Below are 11,329 nucleotides of genomic sequence, written 5' to 3' on the forward strand. Positions count from 1 at the left end.
GTAATGTCTAACACGGTGTTTCGTCTTCGGCGAAGTTATGCGCTACCAGTTCGGCCAGCGCGTCCAACGCCTGCTCGGCGTCACTCCCCGAGGCTTCGATCGAGAGGGTTGTTCCCGCGGTCGCAGCCAGAGTGAGAATCGCCAGGATACTCTTACCGTCAACTCGCTCACTATCTTTGACTATTTCAATGCGAGATTCGAAGCGGCTGGCCAACTTCACGAACATATCGGCGGGGCGTGCGTGCAAGCCCTGCGGGTTCGTGACGACCACCGTTCGTTGCGACTTCTGTTCGTTCATTGATAACAATTCAACCGGGCAGGCGTACGTCGTGAGTCGTGTCCGGGCGTCGTCAGTGCAACCACCCGCTCGGCGATGCTTCGATCGCCCGGGGCTATTCACCCCGAAAGCTGCAGTCAGGAAACGAACTGATTGTTATCCGCCTCGTCCAACAATTGCAGAATCTCTTCGGCATTCTTGGCTTGCTTCAAGAATTTGCAAAACGTGTCATCGCGCAGTTGCCGAGAAACATTCTCCAGAGCCCGCAGGTGATCGCCGGGCCGATCGGGCGGCGAGATGAGCAGAAAGAAGAGATTTACTTTCTCGCCGTCGAGGCTATCGAAATCGACCCCCTCGGCACTGACGCCCACGGTGCCAATCAAACGGTCCACACTGGCATGCTTGGTATGCGGAACCGCCACGCCACGCCCGATGCCGGTGCTGCCGAGTTCTTCGCGTTTCAGGATGGCCTTGATGATGCCTTCGTACTCGGCGGCCGAAACCTTGCCCGCGTCAAGCAGAGCCTGAGCCATCTCGCGAATCACGGACTCTTTGTCATCCGCCGTGAGATCCGCGCGAACGGCCTCGCGGCTTACAAAGTCTGCAAACTTCATTCACCCACTCCTTCTACACGCTGCGGTTCAGGGCGACGGCCGGGGTGTCGGAGATCTCGGTCAGTTCACTTCCGGATCAGGCTCGACAACGCTTCCCTGCTGCCGAAGTCCAGGGGTGCGGTGGTGGTCCTGGACCTTTTCCTTGTACTTTCTCAACTGCTGTTCAACTTTGTGGACGGCGCAATCGACCGCAGCCATGAGCTCGGGGGCCTGCTCGGTGGCGACAAAGTCGTGCTTGTGCTCCGCCGACACGCGCAAGTCCACCGAAGGGGCGTCTTTATGCTCTAAATTCACCGTGAACTCGACGGCCGTCAAACGCTCGAAATACTTCGGCAACTTTTCCAATTTGGCGACGATCTTGGCTTGGGTTGCCTCACTTAAATGTCCGTGCCGGGCTGAGATGCTTATCTGCACCGCGCCGCTCCTAACCAGGGGGTCTGTATGCTTCGGGCATGCTGAAGCGCGACAAAAAGACCCATTCTAACCAGTGCCCGAATGCGCTACAAACGAGGCAAAAATCAGAAAAAGGGTATGACAACGGCCAGTTTACCCGATATCGGCCCCAGCGTAAGGGGATACATCCAGGCAGGACAAGTCGAGGGCAATGCCTGGTGGGTTCCCAAAGCCAGCGCAGGCGCCGCCCGTGCAACGCAGCGCAAAACCGGTGACTCGCCGACCCGGCCGTGAAGGTGCTAGGTCAGCTTATGCCGTCGGATTGCAAGTAATACTCTGCGACATTGCCCAAAGCTCACCCCGCGGACTTGGGCACGATCTGGCCTTCGGCCAGCTTTCGTCTCCAGGCGCGGAGGCCGTCCTGGCGCTTGGCGGGGGAATACTCGGGTTTATACCCTAGCGGCCCCGCCGAGACGCGTTGCAGGTTCCAAAACGCCAACACGCGAAAATCCAGATCCTCGTGATCGAGGTTAGCGACCAGCCGCGCCGCCGCACCATCTTGCAGTTCACGGCGGGAGAAGCCCCGCAGCATTTCATACAATTCTTGGGCTTCCGCGGCATCGCGCTGGCTCTCCAGCGTCTCTTTCAACTGCTTGGCTAGCTCAGGACTGCGCGCCAATGCATCGCGGGCCCCTTCGATCTGGCTCGACCAATTGATCTTCTGCTTCTCATCATTCAACAGTGGCAGCAGGGCCTCGAAATCGCCAAGTAGCGTGAGGCAGTGAACGGCCAGATTGCGCACTTCGTAACGCCGACTTTCGGCCAGGGCACGCAAGCGAGCCTGCACCGGCTCGTCCACGATCAGATCCCGGTTGACGAAGTCGACCGCCTGCCGTTCCATCTGGCTGAGCGGATTGCCGTTGATCCAAGCCGGAAACGTCACCTCGGCCGATGCCGGCGAATCTTCGACCGCGCCCGCCGCCAGCAATGATCTCATCGCGGGCGCTTTCAAAGTTTCCGGAGCTACGCCCGCCTTGGCGAGATATTCGATGTCGCCGTTGGGAACGTACAGAACGGCGCTCGTGCGGGCTTCATCCTTAAGAGGATCAGCGCCGTCGGGCAGCCACCGGTGAGCATCGAGCGCGATCCGCGTGTCGGTGCCCAAAAAGGTCACCAGGTACACTCGGCCGTCGACTTGCAGGTTGAGCTGGGTGCCGGGTTTGCCAGCCGTGGCGACCACCACCTGACCGTCGATGACGTGCAATCCAGGAACTCCGTTCTCGTCTGGCGCCATGAGCCGAATGATCGAACCGCCCAGCATGTGGGCAATGGCGACTCCGCCCGTGCTCAGGGCGATTCCCGGCCGAAATGTCGGTAACGCCACCAGCTCTTCGTCGGCCAGCAGTGCGTCTCGCGTCGAAAGGCGAGTCCATGCGCCGTCGGGCGGCACCGCGTGCAGCATGATGTCGTTTTCGTTCGTCAATCTCCCCACGGCCACGGCGGCCCCGCTTCCTGCGTCCATTCGTCGCCCTCCGCCAGCCACCAACGCCTGGTCGTCGAGTGCCGTCGGTGCTTCATCCGAGCCCGGCATTCCCGCGCCATGGTTGCCTCGTGGTGCGGCGCCTTCCGGCGGCACATCGGTATTAAACGCGGAATCCTGATCTACCGGCAGGCGCAGCGGATTGCGCCCTCCGGCCACTGCGGGGGGAACGTCGTCGGACGGCGCATCCGAAGTAACTCGCGACTCCTCACGCGCGATCTCGCGGGCCTCGGTCGGCTCGGAAGCCGCCGCTTCAGCGACCGGCACAATCGGAGAGGTGTCGGCCGTCGAGAGTTCGCTTGATGGCTCTGCGGCGGCGGGCGCGTCTGTCTGCACATCGGCCGACTGTGTGGGGGCCGGCGGTGTCGTTGTTTCCTTGACAGGGGGCAGGATACCTTCATCCAGACTGGCCAAATTCCATTCCATGCCGGGGTGGCCAAAGTACAAGTAAGTGGCCGCGCCCACGGCGACGAGCCCCAAGGCGAGAGCCCCCACCGGCAACCAGCGACTGCGACGTTTCGGCTGGTCGCGGAGCCAGTCGGGAATTTCTGGACGCCGGCGACGTGGTAGCGTACCGACAGTGGTCAACTCGCCATCATGGTCGCCGTCGTGGTCGTCGGGAGAAGCCGTTACTTCGTCCTCGTCAACCTCATCGATAGTTTCGTCGTGGTTAGGCAAGGAGTACATGCGCCGCCGCAGTTTCTGATCGACGGCCGCCGGCTCGCCAAGCACCAACGCCAATATCTGATGTGCCGAAGCGACCTCGGCGAGGTGGACGTCCGACGTCAGGCAGATTTTCTCGAATTCGGTGACCTGGCCGACCGGCATCGTGTGATCCAAGTATTCGGCCACGGTGTTCGCGTCGCCGGCCAGGCCGCGCGCTTTGACCTTGGGAGCACCGAGTTTCAATCGCCGACTGACGTCGCGCACGCGATGCATTAAATCCGTGGCAAACTGACTGGCTTCGATACGCTCGTTTAGGGATTGGGCGTCGGCCGGCTCTAACTGATCGTCAAGGTAAGCCAGCAGGTAACGCAGAGTCAGTCGCATCTTCATTTTCCAGAATGAGTGTCAAGCGTTAAGCAGGCGAAACTCCAGGATCCGATCCCAACCGGCCCACGCGAGACCACGAAATCGCAGTCGCGCGCGGCAAATGACTATCAGATCCTTCTCCGCCATCTAAGGGTAATAGTGGGAGTCCGTGGCCCGATTCGTACGAGAATCTGGCAAAAAATGCGCGCAACGACGGCGCAGCCGCGACCTAAACCACGCTGTTTTCCCAAGATTCGGCAATTGGTGCCGATTTTCGCGCGACGTTTTGATACGCGATGGGTAAAGGCGCACCACATCCTTGGCCGGTTGTTTATTGCCATCCATGCGCGCCGCAGCTGCTCAGCTAGGAGCGAGCCCCGGCGTGGCCTCGGGCAGGCCAGCCCTCGTCTGCTTGCTGCCGCCTTTGGAACGAGGGAACCAGGGGCGCCGCGGAAAGCGCCAGAAGCGAGGCGGCCAATAGCAGGCTCGTCACGAGTAGCGGGTGCAAGATGGGTTCTTCGCTCGGCCCGGGCGAGTTCCACTGCGGAACGTGTTCCCAACCACTGACCGTCCGCCGCCAAGCATATCCGGTCATCTCTGGCCGCGGCGCCGAACCGCCAAATTGCCACACCGCTGCGGTGAGCGCGGCAAACAGCGTCAGAAACCACAACAGGGACCGGACCATTTAGCCGACGTCTCGCAGATGTTGAATCGCCATGGCGGGAATATCGCCAGACGCGCAACAACAGAAAAGCAATCAACGGACCGGCCACGTACGAAACAGTCTCCATTTTGCGCAACCGATTATCTTGATACGTGTTGCGCCGTGCGACTAGGCGACCCGAAGCAGAGGGAGTGTGGCTTTTTTGCGACCCGGTGCAGCCGCCACACCACGCGGGCGCCGCAAAAAAGCATCGACGTCTGCCTTGACCTGTACTTACGTCCGCCGGTCAGCAGTTGGCCGAATGTGTTAGCCTTGTCCCCAGAGGATAAACCGCAACTTGCCGTATCCCGAGGCGTTGCCGACCTCGAAGAAGAGGGCCCCGGCGGGCTATTTATACGGGATGTTTGCGACGGGACGTCGCGCAGGCCGGCCATCGGCTCAGGGAAGTTTTCGTTACGGCGAAACGGACTTTTCGAGTCCGCGCACCGTAGCACTGATAAGAAACATGGGAACGTCGATCCAACCTGACGATTTGTAGGCGCAGCCCTCGCCGGTACGTCCGAGCGAACTTCCGCCGGTGAAGGCATTCCGCCCGCCGATGCGGCATCGATTTCAGAAGGGTTTCGAGAATTATCCGGAAAAAGCTTGCGGACTTGGCCGAGCGCCGCGCTGGTTGACGTTTCAGCATGTTGCAGCTGTCACGTAGAATAGAGTAAATCGGGCCGCGGACACGCTCCTCTAAGCAGAGCTCGCCAGTTTGGGAGTGCTACTTACGTGTCGACAAGTAACCGCATTCGATTGCAACGCACCATCCGGGAGGCCGAAGGCTACCTCGAGTTGGGCATGCCCCGGCAAACGCTCGCGCTATTGGATCGCGTTGAGCATCCGGGTACCTATCGCGGGCATGTTCTGTACCTGCGAGGCGAGGCACTACGCGCCCTGGAAAAGTACCAGGATGCCGTGCCTATTCTGGTCGACGCGGTCGATCTGGCCCCCAGCAACATTCACGCCTGGATGGCGCTCGGCTGGTGCTACAAGCGGACCGGGCGCCTGGACCAGGCCATCGAAAGCCTGCAAAAAGCGCGCGAGGTCGAACCGAGCGAGCCATTGATCGAATACAACCTGGCCTGCTATTACAGTCTGAAAGGGGCCAAGCAACTGGCCCTGGAGTACCTGTCGCGGGCGCTACAGAACAACCCCGCCTTCCGCGAGATGGTCGGGCGCGAGCCGGACTTCGACCCGATCCGATCCGATCCGGGTTTCCAGGCGCTTGTGAGCGTCGTCGTCTAACCGTTCGTAGCGAACGATCTCGACGCATTCTGCAACATCCGCGTGCGCCGTTGCCATGTCTCCGATGGCGTACGTGATCGAACGTTTTCCAGCAGCCGACTTAATAGGCGAACCAAGTACCGAACACGCCACCGCTGACGATCGCGCTGCCGTTGGAATGGACATCGCGAATCGCAGGCTGGTCGTTCAGATAGGTGGGGATCTGGTTGTCGGCCAAACCGACGCCGGCCAGTCCGATGACGCGATAGGCAACGAACAAACTCCACCTCGGCGACAGAAACCACTGCGTGCCCAAGTCCAATTGCCCGAGCAGGGCCACGTCGTTCAGCTTGCCGCCAATGTTGAAGCCCTGGTCGCCGGCCGCGTTGAACAGGTGCATGTTGCTGGTGGCGTGGTTGCCGAAAACGCCCACGACAGGCTGGGCATACAGGCTTACGGTGCGGGTCAGGAAGTAGTTCCCGCGGGCACCGGTTTGCACGCCGATCATGTTGTTGACCATCTTGGTATCGAGGTAGGCCTCGGTACCGTTGATCTGCGGAATCGTCTGCGATCCGGACACCGCACCGAAGACTAGGTCATCCGTAAATCGCAGGTAGCGGACGCCGGCCATCCAATTCACTTGGCAGCGCTGCGTGGGAGTAAACAGCGGCAGCCGCCAGAAGTTCAGTTCGACATTCTGTAAGTAGTCGCGGCGCCACAACTCGTGCTTGAGCGCTCCGTCGAAGTAGTCGGAGGCGTTGTAGGGACCGATGGTCGGCACCGGGGGTGCATCAAGAATGATGGGCGTGACAAGTCCGTCGTTGACGGCCGGTGCGTTAACGCTCGAATACCCATTGAGTGGGGTCAGCGCCCAATAGACGCCTTCGACCGCGTAGCCACCGCAGCAGTTGCCATATCCACCCAGCCCGGCGCCGCCGATACCATAGGCTGGTCCGCCGAAATATCGGCCCAACCGAACCTCACCCCCTGGCTGGAATTGGTTATTGGGATCGTTGGTGTTCATCAACTGGTTGGCGGGCGTGTTGCCGTCGGCCGAGGTCCAGAACTTGTTACCTCGATCGCGTCCCATGAAGAGTGCCGCTGCACCGCCGAACCAAGGGCAATAGGGGGCGGCGCAAGGAGCGCACGTGTTGCACGAATCGCCGCAATCATTGCAGGCCGAAGCCATGGGGCTCGTACTGCCAATGACCGTGTCTTGCATGGCGCCTTGCGGCATCATGCCCGGCTGCGACATTCCCCCCATATAGGCGCCTGGTTGGCCCATTGGGCCTGGCTGTCCCATCATCGCGGCATTGTAGGCCTGCGGCGGAATCACGTAGCCACTGGGCGCGACGGCACCGGGCTGTCCGCCTCCATAATTCGGAAACGATTGCGTGGTGCCGGCGTAGTTGGGGAATACCGTTCCGCCGACCGATTGCTGGCTCAAAGGTTGATAAGCCGGCAGAACGGCCGGAGTGGCACCCGGCGTAGCGGAGCCGGTTTGCGCCAGTGCGCTCGGCGCGGTCGACAACAAGCAGGCAGTCGCTGCCCACGCGTGTAGCCATTTCATCCCAACACACTCCGTTGCCAGCATGCGAAGGTGGATCCGTCCGCCGCGAGAATTCAGCGTCCGCCCGGGGGCGAACATGGCTTCCTAACGCGGCTATATTTCCATCGTCTAGCTGAGAGCATGGAGTTGCTCAATCCACAGCTAGCAAATCGAAAATTGCCCGGTGCATCCGGTACGATCCGTACGACCGTTAGCATCAACATTTCCTGCCGTTCCGGAGAGGACCGCGCACGCCGTGCAATCGTCAAAGTCGACGTAAACGGCAAACTACCTGCGCGCAATCACAGGTTGGCGCGGGGGAGACATGAGGCACCGAATGGGCCTGCAAAGAGCCCGTCGAAGAATCGACATGCGGATCGCTGAAAAGACAGCGACTAGGCCGAGCGGGCACGCAGGGGCTTGCCGCTAGCGGGCAACGGGACAACGTCCTTGCCCGATCCGCTGGCGCCGCTGGCCGCCAGCACCTCGGCGGCCAATTGCCGGTAGTCGTCCGCGCCATGAGACGTGGGGGCGTACCGGAAGATGGATTGACCGAAACTTGGTGCCTCGGCCAGGCGGATGTTGCGGCGAATCCGCGTCTCGAAAACCTGCGCTCCTGACCACGGGACGCGGCGATCTCGCGATTGTTTCAGGAACACATCGACGTCTCGGCTGACCTCGCCCGCCAGACGAGTGCTGGTGTCGAACATACACATGATGATGCCACCAAGCGTCAAGCGAGGGTTGAGCCGGCGCGCGACGAGTTCGATCGTCTCGAGCAGTTTGCTTAGGCCGTGCAAGGCGAGGAAGTGCGGCTGCAAGGGAATGAAGACTTCGTCGACCGCCGCCAGCGCATTAATTGTCAGGATGCCCAACGACGGGGGGCAATCGACCAGCAAGAAATCGTCGGTCGCGCGATCGTTGCTGTCGGCTGCGGCCTGATCGTCGTCAGCCAGTTTGTCCCGCAGAATGACTTCCCGGCCGACGACCCCGGCGAGTTCCAGTTCCACGGCCGCCAGGTCGATGTGGGATCCGACTAGCCATAGATTCTCCTCAATTTGCCGGCGGACGGCAGATAGCGGGGTGTCGTCTACCAGAACGTCGTATATGGAACGATCGTCACGCCCAGGCTCGACGCCCAGATGTAACGTGGCATGGGCTTGTGGATCGAGATCGACGATCGTCACGCGGCGGCCGGAGGCGGCCAGCGCCGCCGACAGATTGACCGCGGTCGTGGTTTTGCCGACCCCCCCCTTCTGATTCAGAATCGCGATCCTGCGCATGCCGGCTCTGGGGGTTAAAGGCTCATGGCGCGAAACTATCAGGCTCCGCAATCGGTACGCGGCCACCGGTCGGGCCCCAGGCACGATTGCGCCCGACACGACCACGCGGAAACGTATAGTTGCCGGGGGCGACCGTGCCGGGCGGGGATTATACGTTTGCCCAGAAAATGAACCTATACGAGATTGAGTCGCGTTCGGGGGGCGTTGGCCAGAACTTCGTTTTGAGCTAAAAAAGACCCGACCGTGCTGGCGCCGCAACGGTTCCTCTCGACGATTCAGCCCCGACAGACATAAGGTTTTGACAGCATGCGAGTTATTGTCGAGCAAGATGCGGCCGGAGTGAGCCGCGTCGGCGCCCGATTTGTCGCCAACATCGTGCGGCGGAAACCGACCTGCGTCCTGGGATTGGCCACCGGTGGCACTCCGCTGGGAATGTATGCGGAGCTAATTCGCATGCACCGCGAGGAATCGCTCGATTTCTCCCGCGTCGTCTCGTTCAATCTGGACGAGTATGTGGGCCTGGGTCCCACCCATCCGCAAAGCTATCGCCTGTTCATGCAGCACAATCTTTTCGACCACATCGACATCGACCCCCGCAATACGCACGTTCCGGATGGCCGGGCGTTGGATTTCGAAGCCTATTGCGAGCAATACGAAAAGATGATCCGCGACGAAGGGGGCATCGATTTGCAGGTCCTGGGGATCGGCGGCGACGGCCACATCGCCTTTAACGAACCCGGTTCGTCGCTGGGAAGCCGAACCCGCTTGAAAACGCTCACTGAAGAAACCGTGCGCGACAACGCCCGCTTCTTTGGCGGCGAGGAAGCGGTGCCTCGATTGGCCATCACCATGGGCGTCGGCACGATACTCGAGTCTCGGCAATGTTTGCTGCTGGCCTGTGGTAGCACGAAAGCGCGGGCCGTGCGCGACACGATCGAAGGCCCGGTCACGGCACAAGTAACGGCCTCGGCATTGCAACTGCATCGCGACGTGATTGCGGTGCTGGACCAAGACGCCGCGCGCTTGCTGGAACGTCGCGACTACTACCGGCAGATGGAAGACGCCCAGGGCAAACTTCAGACCGGGCACGTGCCACGGTAATTCTTTGGTTGCCTCATCCGCAGCGCGATGGATGTGCGCTGCATAGACATGATACGGCTGACACCACGCGACATTAGCCCAATGTGCCCGTCGTAGTGAGCCGACGATAAAATTTCGCGTTCTCGCCAAGCAGCAAGAGCACCTTGGCGCTCACTGCCATCGAACGGCACTCTTTTGGCAACGCTACCGCGCCCTGCAAACTCGTGAATTGCTAATTGGCGCCAATAGATTCGGCCGCGGCCCGCGTGCTCAAAGCCTGTAATATCGACAAGTCGGTTCCCGACACCAGAAACCGCGTGCTGCCGTCAGCAAAACAAAAGTTCGCGCCTCCCGGATGCTCGCTGCCATAAGCGCACATGCGCATGTCGGAATAATACGCGAAGTCGGCGAATGAACTGGCCGACGGGCTCTGGCTGGCGCGCGTGTCGTACGAAAAAGGCAGCCGGAAGTTGATCGGCGCGTAGGCGCTCATCGTGACATGGCCGATCATTTTGCGACTGGTCGAAGCCCCCCACCAACCTTGTTGATTCAAGGGCTCTCCCCATCCGACGTCGTTGAACGACGTATAGTTCGGATCGGTGTGTGACCGCTCGCCAAAGAGCAGGGTCTGGCTCAGTCCGTCAGTGATATCTTGGGGTCGAGTTGGCACCTGATTGCTATTGGGTTCGGATGCCTGACCGGTCGTATGGAACACTCCGTCAGCGGTCGACTGCAGAGGAAAATAGGAACGAGAGCCCCCATTTCCGCCATAACTTGTCAGCGCATAAACCCAATTGTTGACCTGCGACACAATCGGGTTGTCGGCAATGTTATCGGACGGACAAAGCAGCAGTGGCAGCACAACGGCGGTATTCGACTGCGCACCTTGGTTGGCATTGTTGATCGGATCGACGTAGTTCCAGGAGACCAGCACATTGCTATCTTCGAGATAAGGCAACAGGTAGGCAAACAGCGGGATGCCGCGATAGGAAACAGTAGATTCAAAGAACCACTGCTGAACACCGGAGGGGAAGTATCCCAAGGCGGTCGCATGTCCCGAGGCCGCAATGCCGAGCTGCCTAAGTTGACTGGCGCATTGCGCACGACGCGCCGCCTCGCGGCTTGCCTGAACCGCCGGCAGCAACATGGCTATTAACAATCCAATGATCGCCACCACGACCAGCAACTCGATGAGCGTGAGACCACTGCGTGCGCAACCGGCATTCGCACTACGGCCGATCCGGCCCATTGCCGCGCTCCCTTGTTGACCGGGGCGACTCGACATCTGATTCAGGCCGTACGGCTCAGGAATGACGCCGCCGCGTCGCCCGAGTAACGACCATCGCGACGGCAGCAAGTGCGCACAGGGTGAAGGCGGAAGGCTCGGGTACCGTGAACGTGATCACGAGTGAAGGTGGTGTCGCCGATTCGCTGCTGTTTAGTCGTCTGGCCGTTTGTCCCGCACTTTCGTCGCCGAGAATGACCCAGCCAAAATTGCTAGAAGGATTTGCAATCCAATTTTGCACGTCCGTGATCATTTGTGAATTCGTTGCACTTGACCAGGTAACAAGTCCCGGGGCAGTCAGGCTGTCTACTGCCGCTCCGCTGACAGTCGAACTAAACGATCC

At 60.4% G+C, this 11,329-nt stretch carries 11 protein-coding genes; 3 read left to right on the top strand and 8 right to left on the bottom strand.

The window, feature by feature from the left end; translation table 11 throughout:
• Positions 1–7: 7 nt before the first annotated feature.
• The 5 genes from VGG64_29460 to VGG64_29480 form a co-directional block, all read right to left on the bottom strand.
• Complete coding sequence (locus VGG64_29460; protein ID HEY1603767.1) at positions 8–298, bottom strand: HPr family phosphocarrier protein; 291 nt, start codon at positions 296–298, stop codon at positions 8–10.
• A gap of 116 nt (positions 299–414) precedes the next feature.
• Positions 415–891 carry a PTS sugar transporter subunit IIA gene (locus VGG64_29465; protein ID HEY1603768.1) on the bottom strand — a complete coding sequence of 159 codons (477 nt, stop codon included), beginning with the start codon at positions 889–891 and terminating at the stop codon, positions 415–417.
• Between the two features lie 60 nt (positions 892–951).
• Positions 952–1,305: a ribosome-associated translation inhibitor RaiA gene (gene raiA, locus VGG64_29470; GenBank protein ID HEY1603769.1), complete on the bottom strand. Its 354-nt coding sequence runs from the start codon at positions 1,303–1,305 to the stop codon at positions 952–954.
• Between the two features lie 334 nt (positions 1,306–1,639).
• Positions 1,640–3,874, bottom strand: a complete 2,235-nt coding sequence (locus VGG64_29475) for a hypothetical protein (GenBank protein ID HEY1603770.1) — start codon at positions 3,872–3,874, stop codon at positions 1,640–1,642.
• Positions 3,875–4,220: 346 nt separating this feature from the next.
• Complete coding sequence (locus VGG64_29480; GenBank protein ID HEY1603771.1) at positions 4,221–4,541, bottom strand: hypothetical protein; 321 nt, start codon at positions 4,539–4,541, stop codon at positions 4,221–4,223.
• 753 nt (positions 4,542–5,294) lie between these two features.
• Between VGG64_29480 and VGG64_29485 the strand changes: the two genes are divergently transcribed.
• Entirely contained in the window at positions 5,295–5,810 is a 516-nt protein-coding gene (locus tag VGG64_29485) for a tetratricopeptide repeat protein (GenBank protein ID HEY1603772.1), read from the top strand.
• Between the two features lie 100 nt (positions 5,811–5,910).
• On the opposite strand, the gene VGG64_29490 is transcribed toward VGG64_29485, so the two are convergent.
• Both VGG64_29490 and VGG64_29495 read right to left on the bottom strand, forming a co-directional pair.
• Complete coding sequence (locus VGG64_29490; GenBank protein ID HEY1603773.1) at positions 5,911–7,359, bottom strand: hypothetical protein; 1,449 nt, start codon at positions 7,357–7,359, stop codon at positions 5,911–5,913.
• A 374-nt stretch (positions 7,360–7,733) separates the two neighbouring features.
• Positions 7,734–8,621, bottom strand: a complete 888-nt coding sequence (locus VGG64_29495) for an AAA family ATPase (protein HEY1603774.1) — start codon at positions 8,619–8,621, stop codon at positions 7,734–7,736.
• A gap of 306 nt (positions 8,622–8,927) precedes the next feature.
• On the opposite strand from VGG64_29495, the gene nagB reads away from it, so the two are divergent.
• Positions 8,928–9,722: a glucosamine-6-phosphate deaminase gene (gene nagB, locus VGG64_29500; protein HEY1603775.1), complete on the top strand. Its 795-nt coding sequence runs from the start codon at positions 8,928–8,930 to the stop codon at positions 9,720–9,722.
• A gap of 211 nt (positions 9,723–9,933) precedes the next feature.
• Here nagB and VGG64_29505 read toward each other — a convergent pair whose 3' ends face one another.
• Positions 9,934–10,950, bottom strand: a complete 1,017-nt coding sequence (locus VGG64_29505; protein HEY1603776.1) for a DUF1559 domain-containing protein — start codon at positions 10,948–10,950, stop codon at positions 9,934–9,936.
• A 143-nt stretch (positions 10,951–11,093) separates the two neighbouring features.
• On the opposite strand from VGG64_29505, the gene VGG64_29510 reads away from it, so the two are divergent.
• On the top strand, positions 11,094–11,329 hold a 236-nt coding region (locus tag VGG64_29510), incomplete at its 3' end, for a hypothetical protein (GenBank protein ID HEY1603777.1).

This window comes from Pirellulales bacterium (assembly GCA_036490175.1).
In the GTDB taxonomy this organism is placed as follows: Bacteria; Planctomycetota; Planctomycetia; order Pirellulales; family JACPPG01; genus JACPPG01.

Coding starts and splice junctions, on each gene's coding strand:
- VGG64_29505 (HEY1603776.1), bottom strand. CDS start 10,950: ATGGGCCGGATCGGCCGTAGTGCGAATGCCGGTTGCGCACGCAGTGGT.
- VGG64_29495 (HEY1603774.1), bottom strand. CDS start 8,621: ATGCGCAGGATCGCGATTCTGAATCAGAAGGGGGGGGTCGGCAAAACC.
- VGG64_29475 (HEY1603770.1), bottom strand. CDS start 3,874: ATGCGACTGACTCTGCGTTACCTGCTGGCTTACCTTGACGATCAGTTA.
- VGG64_29460 (HEY1603767.1), bottom strand. CDS start 298: ATGAACGAACAGAAGTCGCAACGAACGGTGGTCGTCACGAACCCGCAG.
- nagB (HEY1603775.1), top strand. CDS start 8,928: ATGCGAGTTATTGTCGAGCAAGATGCGGCCGGAGTGAGCCGCGTCGGC.
- VGG64_29480 (HEY1603771.1), bottom strand. CDS start 4,541: ATGGTCCGGTCCCTGTTGTGGTTTCTGACGCTGTTTGCCGCGCTCACC.
- VGG64_29465 (HEY1603768.1), bottom strand. CDS start 891: ATGAAGTTTGCAGACTTTGTAAGCCGCGAGGCCGTTCGCGCGGATCTC.
- VGG64_29490 (HEY1603773.1), bottom strand. CDS start 7,359: ATGAAATGGCTACACGCGTGGGCAGCGACTGCCTGCTTGTTGTCGACC.